Origin of the sequence: Pseudoalteromonas sp. S2721 (genome assembly GCF_005887425.1) — a bacterium.
GTDB lineage: Bacteria > Pseudomonadota > Gammaproteobacteria > Enterobacterales > Alteromonadaceae > Pseudoalteromonas > Pseudoalteromonas simplex.
In genome coordinates, this window is record NZ_PNCZ01000009.1 from 22,482 (window position 1) to 40,531 (window position 18,050).

General features: G+C 41.7%; 20 protein-coding genes. 16 read left to right on the top strand and 4 right to left on the bottom strand.

All coding sequences use genetic code 11. The features are described from left to right. Nucleotides 1–138 precede the first annotated feature (138 nt). Nucleotides 139–522 carry a cytochrome b562 gene (locus tag CWC02_RS03805; protein WP_138616481.1) on the top strand — a complete coding sequence of 128 codons (384 nt, stop codon included), beginning with the start codon at nucleotides 139–141 and terminating at the stop codon, nucleotides 520–522. Nucleotides 523–574: 52 nt separating this feature from the next. Here CWC02_RS03805 and ykgO read toward each other — a convergent pair whose 3' ends face one another. Next, entirely contained in the window at nucleotides 575–712 is a 138-nt protein-coding gene (gene ykgO / locus CWC02_RS03810; RefSeq protein WP_054554561.1) for a type B 50S ribosomal protein L36, read from the bottom strand. 18 nt (nucleotides 713–730) lie between these two features. Beyond that, nucleotides 731–982: a type B 50S ribosomal protein L31 gene (locus CWC02_RS03815; RefSeq protein WP_054554560.1), complete on the bottom strand. Its 252-nt coding sequence runs from the start codon at nucleotides 980–982 to the stop codon at nucleotides 731–733. A gap of 249 nt (nucleotides 983–1,231) precedes the next feature. Here CWC02_RS03815 and CWC02_RS03820 point away from each other — a divergent pair, with 249 nt between their 5' ends. Beyond that, complete coding sequence (locus tag CWC02_RS03820) at nucleotides 1,232–1,459, top strand: hypothetical protein (RefSeq protein ID WP_220095044.1); 228 nt, start codon at nucleotides 1,232–1,234, stop codon at nucleotides 1,457–1,459. 69 nt (nucleotides 1,460–1,528) lie between these two features. On the opposite strand, the gene CWC02_RS03825 is transcribed toward CWC02_RS03820, so the two are convergent. Continuing rightward, on the bottom strand, nucleotides 1,529–5,305 hold the full coding sequence (locus tag CWC02_RS03825) for a S8 family serine peptidase (RefSeq protein WP_138616483.1): 3,777 nt from the start codon (nucleotides 5,303–5,305) through the stop codon (nucleotides 1,529–1,531). A gap of 236 nt (nucleotides 5,306–5,541) precedes the next feature. Then, nucleotides 5,542–6,195 (bottom strand): DUF6058 family natural product biosynthesis protein, encoded by a 654-nt coding sequence (locus CWC02_RS03830; protein ID WP_138616485.1) that lies wholly within the window; start codon nucleotides 6,193–6,195, stop codon nucleotides 5,542–5,544. A gap of 160 nt (nucleotides 6,196–6,355) precedes the next feature. Between CWC02_RS03830 and dapA the strand changes: the two genes are divergently transcribed. From dapA to CWC02_RS03900, 14 genes are all read left to right on the top strand, one after another. Further along, entirely contained in the window at nucleotides 6,356–7,270 is a 915-nt protein-coding gene (gene dapA / locus CWC02_RS03835; RefSeq protein ID WP_138616487.1) for a 4-hydroxy-tetrahydrodipicolinate synthase, read from the top strand. A 105-nt stretch (nucleotides 7,271–7,375) separates the two neighbouring features. Beyond that, the gene (locus tag CWC02_RS03840) at nucleotides 7,376–8,086 is read left to right on the top strand and encodes a beta-ketoacyl synthase chain length factor (RefSeq protein WP_138616489.1); all 711 of its coding nucleotides are present in this window, start codon (nucleotides 7,376–7,378) and stop codon (nucleotides 8,084–8,086) included. After that, nucleotides 8,076–8,861 (top strand): lysophospholipid acyltransferase family protein, encoded by a 786-nt coding sequence (locus tag CWC02_RS03845; protein WP_138616491.1) that lies wholly within the window; start codon nucleotides 8,076–8,078, stop codon nucleotides 8,859–8,861. The genes CWC02_RS03840 and CWC02_RS03845 overlap by 11 nt, the downstream gene beginning before the upstream one ends. Beyond that, nucleotides 8,858–9,115 carry a phosphopantetheine-binding protein gene (locus CWC02_RS03850; RefSeq protein WP_054554555.1) on the top strand — a complete coding sequence of 86 codons (258 nt, stop codon included), beginning with the start codon at nucleotides 8,858–8,860 and terminating at the stop codon, nucleotides 9,113–9,115. Before CWC02_RS03845 ends, CWC02_RS03850 begins: the two co-directional genes overlap by 4 nt. 25 nt (nucleotides 9,116–9,140) lie before the next feature. Continuing rightward, nucleotides 9,141–9,386 carry an acyl carrier protein gene (locus CWC02_RS03855; protein ID WP_054554554.1) on the top strand — a complete coding sequence of 82 codons (246 nt, stop codon included), beginning with the start codon at nucleotides 9,141–9,143 and terminating at the stop codon, nucleotides 9,384–9,386. 8 nt (nucleotides 9,387–9,394) lie between these two features. Further along, nucleotides 9,395–9,961, top strand: a complete 567-nt coding sequence (locus CWC02_RS03860) for a COG4648 family protein (RefSeq protein ID WP_138599435.1) — start codon at nucleotides 9,395–9,397, stop codon at nucleotides 9,959–9,961. Then, complete coding sequence (locus CWC02_RS03865; RefSeq protein WP_138616493.1) at nucleotides 9,948–11,306, top strand: AMP-binding protein; 1,359 nt, start codon at nucleotides 9,948–9,950, stop codon at nucleotides 11,304–11,306. Before CWC02_RS03860 ends, CWC02_RS03865 begins: the two co-directional genes overlap by 14 nt. Beyond that, nucleotides 11,290–11,643: an ApeI family dehydratase gene (locus CWC02_RS03870; protein ID WP_054562418.1), complete on the top strand. Its 354-nt coding sequence runs from the start codon at nucleotides 11,290–11,292 to the stop codon at nucleotides 11,641–11,643. Before CWC02_RS03865 ends, CWC02_RS03870 begins: the two co-directional genes overlap by 17 nt. A gap of 3 nt (nucleotides 11,644–11,646) precedes the next feature. After that, nucleotides 11,647–12,384: a glycosyltransferase family 2 protein gene (locus CWC02_RS03875; protein WP_138616495.1), complete on the top strand. Its 738-nt coding sequence runs from the start codon at nucleotides 11,647–11,649 to the stop codon at nucleotides 12,382–12,384. Beyond that, the gene (locus CWC02_RS03880) at nucleotides 12,384–13,352 is read left to right on the top strand and encodes a lysophospholipid acyltransferase family protein (protein ID WP_138616497.1); all 969 of its coding nucleotides are present in this window, start codon (nucleotides 12,384–12,386) and stop codon (nucleotides 13,350–13,352) included. Before CWC02_RS03875 ends, CWC02_RS03880 begins: the two co-directional genes overlap by 1 nt. A gap of 1 nt (nucleotide 13,353) precedes the next feature. Further along, the gene (locus CWC02_RS03885; protein WP_171043813.1) at nucleotides 13,354–14,898 is read left to right on the top strand and encodes an HAL/PAL/TAL family ammonia-lyase; all 1,545 of its coding nucleotides are present in this window, start codon (nucleotides 13,354–13,356) and stop codon (nucleotides 14,896–14,898) included. Then, on the top strand, nucleotides 14,891–15,316 hold the full coding sequence (locus tag CWC02_RS03890; RefSeq protein WP_138616499.1) for an acyl-CoA thioesterase: 426 nt from the start codon (nucleotides 14,891–14,893) through the stop codon (nucleotides 15,314–15,316). Before CWC02_RS03885 ends, CWC02_RS03890 begins: the two co-directional genes overlap by 8 nt. Next, nucleotides 15,316–15,834: an outer membrane lipoprotein carrier protein LolA gene (locus tag CWC02_RS03895; RefSeq protein WP_138616501.1), complete on the top strand. Its 519-nt coding sequence runs from the start codon at nucleotides 15,316–15,318 to the stop codon at nucleotides 15,832–15,834. The genes CWC02_RS03890 and CWC02_RS03895 overlap by 1 nt, the downstream gene beginning before the upstream one ends. Continuing rightward, a complete protein-coding gene (locus tag CWC02_RS03900; RefSeq protein WP_138616503.1) occupies nucleotides 15,831–18,050 on the top strand; it encodes an MMPL family transporter in 2,220 nt (739 codons plus the stop codon). Before CWC02_RS03895 ends, CWC02_RS03900 begins: the two co-directional genes overlap by 4 nt.

Genomic DNA, 18,050 nt, shown 5'->3' on the forward strand with positions numbered 1-18,050 from the left:
ATGATCAATGATAATTGTTATCAATTGATGCATTTTCTTTTATGGTAATATTGTAATTTAAATTGGTTTTGTTTTTGAATTATGCCAGTGGCATGTTTCGGTTTATAATGATCGCATGGTTTTTTGCATGAGTATTTTATGAGATTAATTCTTGTTATTTTTTTGTTTTTTTCGAGTGTGAGTGTAGCCTCTGATATTGATCTTGAGGCCAATATGAAAAATATGGGGCTTGCTTATAAAAACTCCGTACGGGCTACTGATTTAGCTACCTTTAATGCCGCTATTGATGAGTTTATTGTGTTGTTAGAGACAGCTAAAACAGCTGATTTTAAACAGCATAAAACAGCGTCTCTAGAAGGGCTTGATAAAGTCATAAATCAAGCAAAGCAAGCGAAGCAACTTGCAACGACTCGTGGCCTTGAAGCTGCAAAAGCGCCGCTTAAATCTATTGATGAGTTACGTAAAAAATACCATGAGCTACATGAGCCGCCAGGCTTTTGGGAGTTGTTATTTGGCAACTAAGCTATTGAGTTAGATTTACTTTAATTAAAAAAAAGGTGCCGAGGCACCTTTTTTAACGCTTTTTCTTTTTACCTTGAACTGCTTTAAAACGCGGGTTGTCTTTATTAATAACATAGACACGACCTTTACGTTTTACGATTTGGCAGCCCGGGCGGTTCTTAGCGCTTTTTAATGAACTTAATACTTTCATGTTCTTTCCTTAAAGCAACTATTTGCTCGCCAAGTTTTTGAAACGACGATTAAACGCTGCAACACGGCCATCGCTCGCAACGGCTTTTTGTTTACCGGTATAGAACGGGTGCGAATCGCTTGATACGTCAATTGGTACATAAGGATAAGTTTTGCCTTTAAGTTCGATCGTACGTGTAGTTTTGATTGTCGAACCAATAATAAAGTAGCTGTCTGCCGCTGTATCATGAAAAGCGACTTGCTGGTAATCAGGGTGGATATTTGGCTTCATAATGCACCTGTTTGTTATGTGATAATGTAGCGATTATAGGGTGGTTGACTATTTAGATCAAGATAAAAATGATTCTTATTTATATCGCATTGTCTTAAATTTGTACAAGCTGAACAATCAATAAGCAGTTAGATTTAAAAAGCTGGATATTGTCGATAAGGCTGTTATAACTAGGTATGCGTGCTTATTTTTAAGAGGGATATGGAAGTGAATGATAAAACTAGCCGTGAAGAACTAGATCAAAATGTAATGAACACGCTTCGCGATAAAGACCATTCTGTTTTAGCTAATCATGTAGACACCTTGTCGTGTACTCACAACGATATTATTGAATTATTGGCCCAGTATTTAGCGTTAAGTGAACAAGATGATGATGAGCGTTTCGATACCTGGTTTGATAATCTAAGTAAAGAGCAACACACTGTTGTGAAGACTTTTGAAGTGTATCGAGGTCAGTACGAGCATTTAGATTCTTAATACTTGATCATGTTGTTTTTACATGAAAAAAGCCACCCGAAGGCGGCTTTGCTGATTAGCGCTAACTAATTAATCTAACATGTAAGCTCGCATGGTAATTTGCTCTGCTTGGCTTGAACCATAATCTGAAACAATCGTTCGAATATGGACAAAGTCACCGACGTTTCCAGTATTAGGGATCGTAGCTACCCATTCACCGTCAATGTGTTCAACTTGTGCATCTAACCAGTTTTCGCTTGAGAACTTCGTTGATACAGGGCAATAGATATAAGCAGGCACGTTAGCAATCGTACATTCTTGGCCGTATGCATATTGTAACTGTACATCTGCCAGCGCCACTTCACCTACACCGTCTAGTAAACCCGTTAACTTAACTTGAGCGGCTTCACCTGCTTTCATGCTGTTGTTAATATCAACCGGTAAATCAATCATAGGCACTAAAATTGGCTGAACACCTTGTTGCTGCTCGTCAGCGGTAAATGTATAGAAACCTTGGTAAAGAGAACCTAGCTTATCATTTATTGGAGAGCGCTCACCAACACCACGGGCATAAGAACGCATTTCTAAGGTAATTTGATGAGAGCCCGGCTCAAGTGTTAACGTACCTTGATACGGAGATGCTGGCTCACCATTTACTTTTAAACCAAAGGCTGAGCTACCCATAAAGCCAAAAATACCATCATGGTTTGCGGCATCGCCAAACGAAGCAAGGTTAAAGTAAAGGACATTGGTATCTCGGCTAATAATCGCCGAGCCACTGCTGCCTAAGCTACCAGCACGTGGACCTTTAAACCAAGTGGTACTTTGCTCAGCACCTTCAGTCATAGCGCGTGGACCATCAAAATAAGCGCCTGCGCTTTGAATTTGATAGTTTGGCATAACGACATTCGTCCATGCATTTTTTGTACTTGCTGTGTAATATTCATCACGCTGATGAGGTAACATAATTAACTGTGAGCTACCTGTTGAGTAGAACTCCCCTGTACTGTTGGTCATTGCCATAACATCAGTCCATGCCGGGCGCTCATCATTTTGCGAGTGATAAGACGCACTTATTTTATGCATTTTATGTTCAGCAATATTGATTTGCCCAGATTGAATTCGGCCATCAACAATATGGTTTATTGAATAAGCATAAGGTGAGCGTTCAGCCGCAATACCAGACCAGCTAACAATATTGTTGCCAGCCTCTATTTCTGCCATTAAGGCTTCACCTTGTTCGGTACTAATACCAATCACGGGGACTTTTGGTGTGCCTGTGATTGCCCCTTTATATCGGCCGCCACGACCAGGACGATAAAAAATCACACCGCTGGCGCCATGTTTCATCGCATTACCGACCATGTAAGACGTGAGGTAATTAGGGTTAGCAATAAGCGCAATTTTTCCGTCTAACTCAAATTGACTCCAGTCAGTGCTGTAGCCTGCATCACCTACAGGTACGACTTCTGCGGAGCCTTCACCATGAAAAGACAGTGCTAAACCTTGTTTGATGTAATCAAGTTCAACCCCGTTTTGCATAGTGACGGTTGTTTCTGGAGCTACCGCGCGGGTGGTGATAAATGAACGAAAACGGTCGTCATGACCTTGTGACCATGCATACATATCATTTACGTAATCAGGTGCCATTTCGATAGCAGCAAGCTTCGCAACTTCTTGATCGTCAATCGCGTAAGTAAAGCCAAACGAATAACCTTGTGGATCAAGAGGCTGGTCAGCTTTAAAGGTAACAGGCTGAGCGTTACGTGCATCAAAGTTAATCTCTGTTTTGCCATCAATCTTACGATTTAATACAGCCATTTGTGCCGCTGATTCAACTAAACCAGAGCTGGTTTGCGGGTTATCGTAAGTCATAATGTTAGCAATCAACGTATAGTAACCAGCAGGTACATCGATATTGGCTTTACCGCCAGTGAGCCTAACAAGACTGCCCCAATCATCTTCTTCATTAATTAAGTAAAGCTTAGATGGAGAGCCTGCTTGATTACCCCAGCGATCAGTCAGGTTTACCGTTAAATTAACGTGAGGCTGGTCAATCCAAAATGACACTGGTACAGTCACTTGCTGATCTGTATTGCCAACGGTTGTGCCTGTGATACGACCTGTAATTGCACCATAAGCACTGTTATTAAGTGCCACACTTGGGTCAATCCACATAGGAACTTGAGCAACACCTTTGGCTGGGATTGTCACAGATTTAATATCTAATCCTGCTAGAGTTGCTGGCAATTGTGTTTTGCCATCTTCGCCAATTAAGTCTAATTTCAATTTTAATTTAATACTCTCATCAGACGTATTTGTCAGCGTGATCTGTGTTTCGGTAAATGCACTATTGGCATTATCAAAGTAGCCAAGTTCACGGTTTGCAGGGGCTACAATAGCTTGATCAATGGCACGGTCGATATTCATGGCACCGGCACCTTGCTCAAGTACGTGAGAGTTACCACTAAATACAGATGATGTAAGCACGTCTTTAATTTCTTTTGGTGTAAGGTCTTGGCGAGCTTGCATAACAATTGCAGCACCACCGGCAACATGAGGGGCTGCCATTGATGTACCTGAATAGACGCGGTAAGCCGTATCACCTAAGCCACCAGAAGCCGCAGCAACAACAGATACACCTTGCGAAGCAATATCTGGTTTTGCTGAGTGGCCATCTGGCGATGGACCGCGTGAAGAGAACGACGCCGTATTGCCATCACGATCAATGGCACCCACGGTTAATGCACTTGGCGCACAGCCCGGTGAACCAATCGTTTCACGGGTAAAGCTATTGCCCGCAGAGATAACAAATAAGGCCTTATCGCTCAGCGCTTCAACCATCTCAACCAGTGGGCCACTACAGGTTGTTGCCGTACCACCCAACGACATATTTACAATGTCAGCGTGCTCAGAAAGCACCGCCCATTGCATGCCATTTAAAATACCGTAAGTTGATCCTCCTCCTGTATTGCCAAGTACTTTACCGATTATTAAATCGGCAGCAGGCGCCACACCGACCCATTTACCTTCTGACTCATGGCCATTGCCTGCAACGGTTGAGGCTGTATGAGTACCATGACCATTTAAATCATCTACACCGTTGCTTGAGTAAGTAAAGTCTCGTGATGCTATTACTCGCCCCTGTAAATCAGGGTGCTCAATGTCGTATCCTGAATCGAGTACGGCAACTTTAATACCTTCGCCATTATAGTTAATCGCTGACTCACCATATGCGCCGGTAAGCGGGACTGTTGGAGTCAGTGTTTCTGACTGGGTAACCTTGTGAGCATGAACGACAGCATCAAGCCAAAGACCTTCAACGTCAGCTTGTTCAACTAGAGTTTGCCAAGTTTGCGCTGCTTTGTCTTTGCTGATTGAAAATGCGGCGCTATCGATAAGCTCAATTTCACCGGTTAATGACATACCAGCAAGCGTTGCTGGGACTGCCGGTCCTGCAAGGGTACCGTCGCGGTATTCAACAATGACGGGGAGCGCGTCGGTTGATGCATCATCGTAACCCGATTCATATAACTTATTAATGTTAAATAACTCTAAATCAATCGCATTTGAATCAACTAAGGCTTGAGCATGGTTTGGAACAACATAGGTGTTGTTACCACGTTTAAAGATACTGGTGAATGTATCTGAACCATCTGCATTCACTAATCGAATGCCGCCTAGCTTGCCGTCTTTATTGACAACAGCCGATACTTTGTCCCCAGTGATCAAAGTGAATGTAAGGGCATCCGCTTTACTTTGTTGTGTAACAAATGATTCTTCTGCGGTTGTTGGCTGGGCAATCGATAAGCCGAGCATGGCTAAGTAGGTCGCCTTTAAGCGACCAAGCCTTGGAAAAGGTTTCATTTTTTCATCCTGTATTTTGATGTAATTAGTTTGGAAGAAAGAAGTTATTGCTAGGTGTCAAAATAACAAATATGACAAGAGCAATAACTCGACCAGACCAATCTATCGATCAAGCAGATGAAAACCTACAAAACAAAAGTAGCAAATTGTATTAACCTATTTACAACAAAATAAACACAGTTGTAACTTTGTGCGGTCATTCAGTTTCGCTTCATTTTAAGCGCAAAAATGAGAGGTTATTTTACCGATAGATCGTACTTTGCCACTACGTCATCAATATAACGATGGCGTAAGGTATTTTTACCTTCGTTGCCCGTACCATGGCTTAACGCGCGATTTATTAGTTTTAGTGCCTTATGCAAGCTTTGACGTTCATCCATGTTTAAACCTGTTTTAGTGCGCATTTCAGTAATATCATCAATCAATAGCTTGGCCACATCTAGCTGAACGGCTTCTTCAACTAAGCCATTTTGTGTGAGCACACCGTATTTACTGCATAAAAACTGTTGCCAAACTTGCTGTAAGTGCTCGTCAATTTCACTGCCAAATAATTCTTCATTGATAGCAAAGCCTTGCTCGGCAAGCTTACTAAGTTGATTCGAATATTGCTGAGCAAAATAATTAAACGCTTGGCAGGATGAGGTTATGTCATGTTTGATAATTAATTGCCCCCAACTAGCGGCGCCACGAGGGTAATAGTCTTGATATTCTTCGCATTGATAAATGCCCGAATACGAACTGCATTCTAATTGACTCTGCAAACAGTAACTCGGTTTTGGAAATAAACTACTTTGTTGCCATGCCGATAGCGTTTCCTCATCAATTGATAGGGTATGGCACAGCTCTTCGGTAGTATAAAAGTAGGTTGCCAAAAATTTAGAAAGTTGCATTATCAAATACTCACAATAAATACTGTTAATTTATACAGTGTTTGATTTTGGCTTAACTTTGATTTTTTCTCAAGTATTTTTATTTATTGCAGCTCATTACTCGGAAAATGCCTGTGTTTATGATACAACTAGCGCAAATTTTCCAAACATTAAAAAAGTTATGCGCAACCTAGAAACAATTAAACAAGCAAGTTTGATCACCGCTATAAAAACACCGTATTTAACTAATGGTGACATTGATCTTGCATGTTATGACGACCTTGTTGAGCAGCAAATTGCAGCTGGTGTTGATGGCATCATCGTCGGCGGTACCACAGGTGAAGGCCAATTAATGAATTGGGAAGAACACTTGATGCTAATAGCACACAGTGTTAGCAAATTCTCTGATCGTTTATTAATTGTTGGTAATACAGGTAGCAACAACACGCGTGAAGCGATTAAAGCAACCCAGTATGGTTTTGCCACCGGTATGGATGCCGCGTTACAAATCAACCCTTATTACGGGCGCACGTCACTGGCGGGTGTGAAAGAGCACTTTAACCGTTTACTTGATATTGGTCCTGCGTTTATCTACAACGTAGCAGGTCGTACAGGCCAAGATTTAACACCAGATATCATTGAGCCACTCGCTAAGCACGAAAACTTTATCGGTGTAAAAGAGTGCGGTGGCAATGAGCGTATTGCTCATTATGAACAGCAAGGTATTGCTTGTTGGTCTGGTAATGACGATGAAGCACATGATGCACGGCACATTCATAATGCTCACGGTGTTATTTCGGTTACATCTAACATTATTCCGGGCTTGTTCCGTCAGTTAATGGATGAGCAAAATGATGCACTTAATGCAAAACTGCAGCCACTTATGGGCTGGCTATTCTGCGAACCTAACCCAATCGCTATTAATACGGCGCTGATGATGACAGGCGCCGTGAACCCTGTGTTCCGTCTTCCTTATGTGCCACTTACATGTGCGCAGCAAGAAATCGGTTTAGACTACATTAACGAACTTGATATTGCAGATATAGTAGGCGAAAAAGCACAACTTTTAGACGAAAAAGACGTTATTTTACGATAAAGATGAATGGGTGCTTAATTTCACTACAATTAAGCACCATTATTTTACTTTTTTATGCCTTATGGGTAAAATTAGCAATCGTTTGGCGCTAAAAGAATAATATTTGTGAAATTTGTTGTTAATAATTTGTGTGTATGGGTTGCGCCCGAGCAACAAATTGCAGAATTAAGCCATCTTGATCACCCTGACCTTGATTTAAGCTGGGTTGCACCAATGCAGCGCCGCCGTCTAAGCCCGTTTATGAAAATGGCACTTCATACTATGCATCAAGCGCAAGGTGAGCATCATCAGTTAGCCGTTAATTTTTCATCTCGTCATGGCGACTTACCTAAAACAGCGCAGCTATTGCATTCACTTGTTGAACAAGAACCGCTTTCTCCGACCGCATTTGGTTTGAGTGTACATAATGCTGCAACAGGCTTGTTCTCGATTATTGCAAAAAACAAAGCCCCGATGAATGCCATAGCAGGTGGTCAAGACAGCATTATTTCAGCCATGATTGATGGTTTTGCACGTGTCCAGAGTGGTGTTGAGCAGCAAATTTTGGTTGCCCATGCCGAAAGTGTATTACCTGATGAATACTTACCATTTAGCGATGAGCAACAAATCGCTCATAGTGTGTCGTTCATATTATCCAAAGTTCAGGTAGACAAACCGTATTTTGAATTAACAAAACTTCCTGAATCTGAACACTCTCAAAGTGACTCGTGCTTACCCTTGAGTCTACAGTTAGCAGCTGCTTTAGCAAGCAAAGGATCACAATCGCTGCTGACACATCAACAATCAGCTTGGATGCTACAGTACCATGGTGGCTAATTTATATAAAAAGCTGAACAAAATTTGGCGTGTATTAGCAACTGGTTTTTGCTTTGCTGTTTTTGGGTTTGGCGGTATTTTACTTACCTTGTTGGTTTTGCCTTTACAACGTTTATTTGAACCTTGCCAAGCTAAATGTAAGCAAAAAGCCCGTTTAACGGTTCACTATAGTTTTAAATTCTTTGTTGCCTTAATGCATTACACCGGTGCTATCCATTTCTCTGTGCAAGATAAACAGAAATTTCATGATCTTAAAGGGCAGTTAGTACTTGCCAATCATCCTTCATTAATTGATGTTGTAGTGCTGATATCTGTGATTAAAAATGCTGATTGCATGGTCAAAGCACACTTATTTAAAAATCCATTTATGCGCGGCGTAATTAAAGGCACAGGTTATATTAGTAATGAAGATCCGCAAGAGTTACTGAATGAATGTGAAGCGTCACTCGCTGCTGGAAATAACCTGATTATCTTTCCTGAAGGCACTCGCACAACCCCAGGTGAACAGTTAAAATTTAAGCGTGGTGCGGCAAATATTGCTGCGCGTTGTAAAGCCCCTATAACCTCAGTGCTGATTAGTATGAAACCCAGCACTTTGACCAAAGGCACACCATGGTATTGCGTTGCCGCAACAAAAGCGCATTTTGAGATGCGCTTTGCCACTGACCCATTTACGTTTAACGACACATTTAATAATGAACAACCCGCCATGCAAGCACGACAATTAACCCGTGATTTGCAACATTACTTTTCAGAGGAACTCAGGCACCTATGACTGAACTAAAGAACAAAATAAAACAATTAATCATTAGCAGCTTAGATCTTGAAGATATTACCGTGGATGATATTGAAAATGACCAACCTTTGTTTGTTGATGGTTTAGGCCTAGATAGCATCGATGCGTTAGAGCTTGGCTTAGCCATTAAAAAAGAGTTTAACGTTAAAATTGACGCAAACTCAGAACAAACAAAAGCCCATTTTGCATCAGTAGATGCACTGGCAGAATTTATTAACCAACACCAATCATAATACAGACTTAGAAGTAGGAATAAGCATGAAAACCGCTGCTGACATTTACAACGTTTTACAGGGCATTTTAGTAGATGAATTTGAGATTGATGCTGATGATATCAGCCTAGATGCGCACCTGTATCAAGACCTAGATCTTGATAGCATTGATGCTGTTGATTTAGTTGTAAAACTACGCGAAATCACTGGCAAGAAAATTGAGCCAGATGCATTTAAACAAGTTCGTACTGTGCAAGATGTTGTAAATGAAGTAGAAAAACTCGTTTCATAAACATTACTATGCTCAAAGCGATAACCACAACACTGCTTTTAGTGTGCTTATCTTTATACCCATTTATTGTGTATTTTGGATTACAGCATATCTCAATAAGGCAAGTGAGCTTGGTACTGATGGTATTGTTAGGTCTAAGGCTTTTGCTGAGCAAAAAGCTGCTCACATCTATGCCATGGATAAAGCCAGCCTCTATTTTGGCTATTATCGCTTTAGCAACAACGCAGTTTTTTAACAATGATCTGGGCTTGAAACTTTACCCGGTCATTATAAATACAGTAATGGCCATAACCTTTGCTTATTCGCTGAAAAGTGGCCCAACAGTCATTGAGAGTTTTGCTCGAATTAAAGAGCCTGAGCTTGATGAAAAAGGGGTTAATTACACGCGCCAAGTTACTAAAGTATGGTGCGCGTTTTTTATTATTAATGGCAGTATTGCGTTATACACTAGCCTATTTACTTCGTTACAGACATGGACACTGTACAACGGACTAGTAGCCTATATTTTGATAGCTCTCTTGGGCCTTGTGGAATGGCTTGTTAGACAAAAGGTTAAAAATAATGGTATCGAGTAACCTGAAATTTCACCCAGATGCTGCATTTGTTATTGCAGGGCAGCCAATAACACACACACAGTTTTTTGCTGATATTGCCGCTTATCAAAGTAAGCTTACGGCGCTTAAAGCTGGCAGTCATGTGGTGTTATTCCACCCCGATACCTACCAATTTGCAGTGCGCTTATTTGCCTTAGCGTGTAGTGGTCATAATGTTATTCTTCCGCCTAATGGTCAGCACGAAACCTTAAGTTTATTGCTTGCTCAGTCTGCTTTTTTTGCAGGCGATGCGACCAATATCGATGATGATGTGCTATTTACCAACCTTGAACACAGTCTGGGTCACACGCCTTTGCAAACTAACCGTTTACAATGGCCAACAAACACAGCAGTTATATTTTATACGTCAGGCTCATCAGGACAATCTAAACCAATAGTAAAACCGTGGCGGGTACTAAATCGAGAGCTTGCAGTACTTTCAATGTCATTTGACTTACCCAGCCAATTTACGTTTTTAGCAACTGTTTCGCATCAGCATATTTACGGTTTATTGTTTCGCTTACTTTGGCCGTTGGCGAAAGGCCATATAATTGATAGTGAACAAATTCAGTATCCTGAACATATTGCGCAAAGGCTAAAAAATATTCGTTATGCAGCGCTCGTTTCAAGCCCTGCGCAACTTGGTCGTTTATGCGCTGATAATGTGTTAATTCCTGAGCGCGACAAAATTAAATGGTTATTTTCCTCTGGCGGACCACTCAATAATGAGCATGCCGAAACTTTATTTAACCAGTTAGCTCGCCCAGCTACCCAAGTATTTGGCAGTACCGAAACCGGCGGTATTGCTTATCGACAAGTTACACAAGCCGCGGTTGATGTACCATGGCAGCCGTTTAATGGTAATTTTTTATCGCTGAATCATGAAGGACGCTTGATGCTAGATTCTGCGATTTTAGAGCAATCAAATTTCCCTTTAGACGATAGAGCACTCGTTCATAAAAATGGTCAATTTAAACTGTTGGGCCGTATAGACAGAACGATAAAAATTGAAGAAAAACGTTTGAATCTAGATGAGCTTGAGAGTTATCTGCAAAGCCATGACTGGGTAAAAGAAGTTAAAGTGGTGGTTATTCCAGCTAAGCGCGTGCAAATTGGTGCGGTGGTTGTACTCAGTGATGAAGCTAATAAAGAGCTTGAAGAGCAGGGTAAACTGGCAATTAACCGCACATTACAAGCGCACCTCTCAAACCGCTTTGAACGTATTTGCTTACCACGCAAATGGCGCTATATCGATGCACTTCCTTTTAACAGTCAAGCTAAATTAAGTTTAAAAACATTGGAGCAGTATTTTGCCAAGTCTGAATAACGTGACCCCAGAGGTGGCCGTTTTATCACAAACAGAAACTAGCGTGAGTTTAGCGTTAACCATTGCGGCTGATTTAGATTATTTTCGCGGCCACTTTCCAGATGCACCAATTTTAGCAGGCGTAGTACAGCTGGATTGGGCAGTAAAATATGCTCAGCAATATTTGGGTTTTGGCAAACTAGTACAAGATTTAGAAGTGTTAAAGTTTCAGGTGGTAACAACCCCTGATATGACGGTAAACCTCACCCTTGAGCGCAATGCAAAAGGCAAATGTTTGTTTAGCTATCAATCAGAAAAAGGCCAGCATGCGTCTGGTCGAATTGTATTTTGTGATTAAGCCATGAACCAGTTTTGTATTGTTATTCCTAATTACAATCACACCCATGCTATTGCTGCTGTACTCGATGAGCTAAAAGAGTTACAGCTGCCGATAATCATGGTTGATGATGGTAGTGACGCTGATGCCAAGCAAGTATTTGCAGAGCTTGACGCTAAGTACGATTTTTTAACCTTGATAAGCCACGCTCAAAATCAAGGTAAGGGTGGGGCAGTTCAAACAGGGTTGATGGCTGCCTACCAGCAAGGGTTTAGCCATGCCATTCAGGTTGATGCTGATGGCCAGCATTCGTTAGCAGATATTAGTAAGTTGATTGAACTGAGCAATGCATCACCTAACAAGGTGATCAGTGGTTGTCCAATTTATGATAGCTCCGTGCCTAAGCACCGTTATTTAAGTCGTTACATCACCCATTTTTGGGTTTGGGTAGAAACACTAAGCTTTGATATTGTTGATTCAATGTGTGGTTTTCGGGTTTATCCCTTAGCAGCCGTTGAGCAATTAATGGCTAAGCAAGCGCTTGGCAAGCGCATGGACTTTGATATTGAAATTTTAGTCAGGCTTTATTGGCAAGGTGTTAAAGTCACGTTTTTGCCAACCCAGGTTATTTACCCTGAAAATGGTGTATCTCACTTTCGTGCCTTACACGATAACGTGGGAATTTCTTGGCTGCATACGCGTTTATTCTTTGGCATGTTGCTACGCTCACCTAAGCTGCTTTGGCGTAAGGTGGCTGGCTAATGGCTGTAAAACACTGGTCAAAAATGCAAGAACGCGGCAACCGCTTAGGCATGCAGATATTGCTTATGTGTTATCGGGTATTTGGCCGAAAAGGCTTGTGGCTGGTGTTGTTTCCGGTGGTATTTTATTTGTTTTTAACTGGCAAAACTGCCCGCCAAGCGTCTCATGCATTCTTAACCCAAGCGCGCAAGGTGAATGGCAATAGAAAAGCGGTTACTTGGCGCGATAGCTTTCGTCATTTTCGCTGCTTTGCAGACAGCGCTTTTGACAAAATAGATGCCTGGCTTGGGCGAATTCAGCAACATAATATTCTTTACACCAACGAAGCCCTTTTTAAACAACTTGATGAGCAACAGCAAGGAGCTATTTTTATCGGCTCGCACCTTGGCAACCTAGAGGTATGTAGGGCCCTTAGCCAACACCGAAACAGTAAAACGATTAATGTATTAGTGTTTACGCATCATGCGGTTGAGTTTAATAAATTACTGAAAAGTATTAATCCGGATGTTGCGGTAAACCTCATTCAAGTAACCGATCTTGGCCCAGACATAGCAATTATGCTCAAAGAGAAAGTAGAGCAGGGTGAAATTGTGGTGATTGTCGGTGACAGAACCAGTACCACCACCGCAGGAAGAGTTATTGAAGCGGACTTTTTAGGTAAGCCAGCCCCTTTTTCACAAGGGCCATTTATTTTAGCTGCACTGTTAGATTGCCCAGTGTTTCATCTGTTTTGTTTAAAAGATAAAAAGCAAAATGGCGAGACATGTTACCGCGTGATTTTTGAAAAATACGCCGACAAGCTCGTTTTACCGCGTAAAACGAGGCAACAAACATTACAACAAATTGTTAGCGATTATGCGCAAAGGCTCAGTTTTTATGCTGCGGCCTATCCGTATCAATGGTTTAATTTTTATGATTTTTGGCAAAATGACGAGCAAGTGTCTCGTAGTCAAAACAAGGAGAACTAAGGTGTCAGAGCACTCGACTACCGTATTTGGCCAACAGCGTTTATCAATCGAAGATATTGTTCATATTGCATTAGAGCAAGGTGCTGTAGCGTTAACATCAGGCCGTCAATTTGCGAAAAAAATAGACAGCGCCGTGGCGTTTTTAGATAAGTTGCTTGAAGACGATGGCGTGATATATGGCGTAACCACAGGTTATGGCGACTCGGTAACCGTAAAAGTGCCGCTTGATTTAGTTAATGAGTTACCACTGCATCTTACTCGATTTCATGGTTGTGGCCTTGGTGATGTGTTTAATCAAGCCCAAGGGCGTGCTATTTTAGCGACGCGTTTAACTTCGCTTTCACAAGGGTATTCTGGCGTTAGCTGGGAGATGTTGAATTTATTACGTGACTTTTTAAATCACAATATCGTACCGGTGATCCCGCAAGAAGGGTCAGTGGGAGCCAGTGGTGATTTAACGCCACTTTCATATGTAGCCGGTGCTATGGTTGGCGAGCGTGATGTGTATTACAAAGGCGAAATTAAAAACAGTCTAGAGGTGATGCAAGAACTTGGTTTAAAGCCATTAAAGCTGCGCCCGAAAGAAGGGCTGGCAGTTATGAATGGCACGGCCGTAATGACAGCTTTGGCATGCCTTGCTTATGATAGAGCAGATTATCTAGCTAAATTAACCAGCCGTATAACAGCCCTTGCAAGCCTTGCACTAAAGGGTAACAGTCATCACTTTGATGATATTTTGTTTTCGGTGAAGCCACATCCAGGGCAACAGCAAGTAGCTGCATGGATCCGTGGAGACTTAAACCATGTAGAACACCCGCGTAATGCTGACCGCTTACAAGATAGGTATTCAATTCGCTGTGCTCCACATGTTATTGGTGTGCTGCAAGATAGTTTACCGTGGTTTAGGCAAATGATTGAAAATGAACTAAATTCGGCAAATGATAATCCAATTATCGATGGTGAAGGTGAGCACGTATTGCATGGTGGTCACTTCTATGGCGGTCATATTGCAATGGTTATGGATAGCATGAAAACCGCTGTTGCTAATTTAGCCGACTTAGCAGACAGACAAATCGCATCCTTAGTTGATACGCGCTATAACAATGGTTTGCCTTCTAATTTATCGGCGAGTAATGATGAACGTCGTTACATTAACCATGGTTTTAAAGCGGTCCAAATTGGTGCCAGTGCATACACGGCTGAAGCATTAAAACTAACCATGCCAGCAAGTGTGTTTTCTCGTTCAACCGAGTGTCACAACCAAGATAAAGTGAGCATGGGAACCATCGCTGCGCGAGATTGTTTGCGTATATTGCAACTTACCGAGCAAGTGGTTGCTAGTACCTTGCTTGCGAGTATTCAAGGTTTGCGTTTACGTATTAATAGTGGCGAGCTTGAGTTTGCTAGTTTAACCCCTGATGTACAAAGTATGTATCAAGACATTAGCGAGTTTTTCCCGCTGCTTGATGAAGACCGTCCTCTAGAGGCTGTTCTTCGTTTTACAGTTGACGCTATTCAAACAAAACGTTGGAGTTTATATGCATAGTCGTGGCTCGTTGCTGAGCACTCATGTTGAGATTGAAATTCCTTTTCATGATTGCGATCCAATGAATGTGGTATGGCATGGTAATTACCCGCGCTATTTAGAAGTCGCGCGCTGCGAATTACTGCGTTTGTTTGATTATGATTATGTGCAAATGCAAGAATCTGGCTATGCGTGGCCGATTATTGACATGCATATTAAGTACGTCGGCTCAGCATTGTTTACACAAAAAATCCGCGTTGATGCCTACTTAAAAGAATATGAAACACGATTACGTATCGATTACGTAATCACTGATTGCGCTACAGGTAAAAAGTTAACCAAAGCAACGACTATCCAAGTTGCGGTTGATATAGAGAAAAAAGAAATGCAGTTTGTTTCGCCGCCTGTGCTACAAGAAAAACTTCAAAAGGTGATTTAATGCGATTAAGCGTGTTGTTACTGAGTGTGCTCGTTTTTTTTCCTGTGTTTGCATCGAGCGCAGTGACAGAGCAAGGCACATTTAGCCAAGAAAAGCATTTTAAAGGGTTTAGTAAACCTTTTATATCAACAGGTTCGTTTGAACTTGCTGAAGATGGCCTCACTTGGCAGGTTGAATCTCCGGTTAAAAGCACGCTATTAATCAAGCAAGGGCAAGTATATACCCTTAACGCTAAAGGTGAGCCGCAGCTACAAAAAGGCGCTGAGCCTTACGTTAATTTACTGCAAGCGATTTTAAAGCATGATGAAGTGGCACTTGCTGAGCAATTTACGATGACAGATCATGCAGAGCCCGGTTGTCAGACTTTATTGCCTAAAGATGACTTGCTAAAACAGCTATTTAGTCAGTTCGAATTATGTGTAGCAGCAAAGCAAGTGAGCCGTGTGCGTCTTCAAGAAGCAAATGGTAACTTTACGGTATTACGCTTTGCGTATCCTCAAATTGAGCAAAAACAGTGAAAGCATGGGGCCTAACGCTTGCTTGGCTGAGCCTATTAGTTAGCGCCTTAGTGGTTGTTTTTATTCTAAAACAGCCTACGTTGAATAATGATATTTTGGCTTTGTTACCAAAGTCAGAGCCGCGCTTACAGCAAGTCGAAGAACACTTTTTTGCGGCTAATAAACAGCAGTTGAGCTTTTCTTTTCGTGGTGAGAATGCAGTAAAAGCTTATGATGATTTAGAACAGTGGCTTTCTAGCAAACATATTGAGCCTCGTTTTAAGTTACCAGAAATATCCCAGTTGGCAGCATTTTACGGTCAGTACGCCGGGCATTTAGTGTCCGAGGAATATAAGCAAGCGATTGGCGACGCTAATCGCTTTCAACAGTATTACTTTAGTCAGTTGAGTAAAGTCGCTGATCCTTTTGTTTCAAGTACTATCAACCAAGACCCAACACTTGCTACAGCAGGGTTCCTATCTGAGGCAATGGCGCACATGCAGCAATTTGAGCTGCAAGATGGCCGAATTAACATTAACTATCAAGGTGATGAGTATTTAATGTTATTCGTGCAAAGTGCTGACAATGCCTTTTCAATAAATCAATCAATAGCTTTAAGCAATGAGATTGTTGCCTATATCGCTGAGCTTGAAGGCCGCTATCCAGATACACAAATTCGCTATGCCGGTGCTTTATTTCACACCGCAGCAAATGCGCAGCAAGCCAAATTTGAAATGACCTTGTTTGGTTCGGTGAGCTTGCTGGCGCTTATTGTGATGGTGGTCTGGGTGTTCCGCTCGATAAATGCATTGTGGTTGGCCTCTGTAACCGTGATAAGCGCCGCTATTGGCGGCACCATTGCGCTGATCAGTATTTTTAGTCAGGTGCATGTATTAACCATGGTGTTTGCCGTGACACTGATTGGTATTGCCATTGATTATGCATTTCATGGCATGCTTGATTTAACCGAGCAGCTGCAAGGTTTTAGTCAAGGGCTTAAGCTGGCACTGTTGTTGTCGTTACTAACCACCACACTCGGTTACGCGAGTTTGTTTTTCTCACCGGTGCAGTTACTCAGTCAAGTGGGCGTGTTCGTTGTTGCAGGGCTAGTTACAGCTTGGCTTTGCACCCGTATTTTATTGCCTTATTGGCAAGCTGGTTTAACCATTAACACTGTTGCGCATCAGTTAGCAAACAGGTTAAGTGGTTATTTAGAACGATTAACGCATTATCGCGTCTCACTCAGCATGCTGATGCTAGTGTTTCTGAGTGCTTTTGCTTTACTAAAACCCCCTGTGATTAATGATGATGTAAAGCTGTTAAATGCAAGTCCTGCTGATTTAATGCAAAACGAAGCGCTGCATATGTCTTTATTAGGTAAAGATAATGGCCAAATCATGATTTTATTTGCCGATAATGCGCAGCAATTATTAGTAGAACAAGAAGCATTAAAAGCAACTATTCTCGGCCTTAATGGCACTGCTGTAATGCTTAGTGACTTAGTGCCTAGTAAACAATTACAACAGCAAAACTACGAGCAACTGCATTTGGCCCAGCAAGCGATGAGTGTGGTTAGCCAAATGACAGAGACGCCCGTTGAGCTTTCAACATCAATGCTTGATTTAAACGCGGCACTTAATTCACCGTTAGCGCCGTTAATCGCTAACCAAGTGATCTCAAACAATACACTAACCGCAAGCTGGTTTATGGTAACCGGTGTAAATAAATCCGAGCTGATGGATTTAGCCAACGCTTACCCAGATTTAATTGTTTACGATAAAGTCGCGATGATAAGCGAAGGTTTAAGCCATTACTCAAATTCGTTACTGGTGACATTGGCCATTGCGATGACCTTTGCGTTATTACTATTTAGCGTTAAATTTGGTTTTAAAACGGCGTGTAAGCAAACGTTAGTGCTTGTACTAACTACTGCAGCTGTACTGCTACTCTGCAGTGCATTGCAATCTCAGCTGTCGATTTTTAATTTATTAGGCTGTTTATTGATATTAGCGTTGGCAATCGATTACTTGGTGTTTTATCAAGTCAATAATTTAAGCCCTAGCAATGTACTCGCAATTAGTTTGTCAGCGGCATCATCGATGTGGGTATTTGGCATGTTGGCCGTTTCGAAAACGCCGGCCATTTTCAGTTTCGGATTAACGGTATTAGTGGGGCTAATATGTATCTATATATTTGCGCCGCTCAGTATTGCATTACCTAAAAATAAGGAAAAATAA

Coding starts and splice junctions, on each gene's coding strand:
- CWC02_RS03805 (WP_138616481.1), top strand. CDS start 139: ATGAGATTAATTCTTGTTATTTTTTTGTTTTTTTCGAGTGTGAGTGTA.
- ykgO (WP_054554561.1), bottom strand. CDS start 712: ATGAAAGTATTAAGTTCATTAAAAAGCGCTAAGAACCGCCCGGGCTGC.
- CWC02_RS03815 (WP_054554560.1), bottom strand. CDS start 982: ATGAAGCCAAATATCCACCCTGATTACCAGCAAGTCGCTTTTCATGAT.
- CWC02_RS03820 (WP_220095044.1), top strand. CDS start 1,232: ATGAACACGCTTCGCGATAAAGACCATTCTGTTTTAGCTAATCATGTA.
- CWC02_RS03825 (WP_138616483.1), bottom strand. CDS start 5,305: ATGAAACCTTTTCCAAGGCTTGGTCGCTTAAAGGCGACCTACTTAGCC.
- CWC02_RS03830 (WP_138616485.1), bottom strand. CDS start 6,195: ATGCAACTTTCTAAATTTTTGGCAACCTACTTTTATACTACCGAAGAG.
- dapA (WP_138616487.1), top strand. CDS start 6,356: ATGCGCAACCTAGAAACAATTAAACAAGCAAGTTTGATCACCGCTATA.
- CWC02_RS03845 (WP_138616491.1), top strand. CDS start 8,076: ATGGTGGCTAATTTATATAAAAAGCTGAACAAAATTTGGCGTGTATTA.
- CWC02_RS03850 (WP_054554555.1), top strand. CDS start 8,858: ATGACTGAACTAAAGAACAAAATAAAACAATTAATCATTAGCAGCTTA.
- CWC02_RS03855 (WP_054554554.1), top strand. CDS start 9,141: ATGAAAACCGCTGCTGACATTTACAACGTTTTACAGGGCATTTTAGTA.
- CWC02_RS03860 (WP_138599435.1), top strand. CDS start 9,395: ATGCTCAAAGCGATAACCACAACACTGCTTTTAGTGTGCTTATCTTTA.
- CWC02_RS03865 (WP_138616493.1), top strand. CDS start 9,948: ATGGTATCGAGTAACCTGAAATTTCACCCAGATGCTGCATTTGTTATT.
- CWC02_RS03875 (WP_138616495.1), top strand. CDS start 11,647: ATGAACCAGTTTTGTATTGTTATTCCTAATTACAATCACACCCATGCT.
- CWC02_RS03880 (WP_138616497.1), top strand. CDS start 12,384: ATGGCTGTAAAACACTGGTCAAAAATGCAAGAACGCGGCAACCGCTTA.
- CWC02_RS03890 (WP_138616499.1), top strand. CDS start 14,891: ATGCATAGTCGTGGCTCGTTGCTGAGCACTCATGTTGAGATTGAAATT.
- CWC02_RS03895 (WP_138616501.1), top strand. CDS start 15,316: ATGCGATTAAGCGTGTTGTTACTGAGTGTGCTCGTTTTTTTTCCTGTG.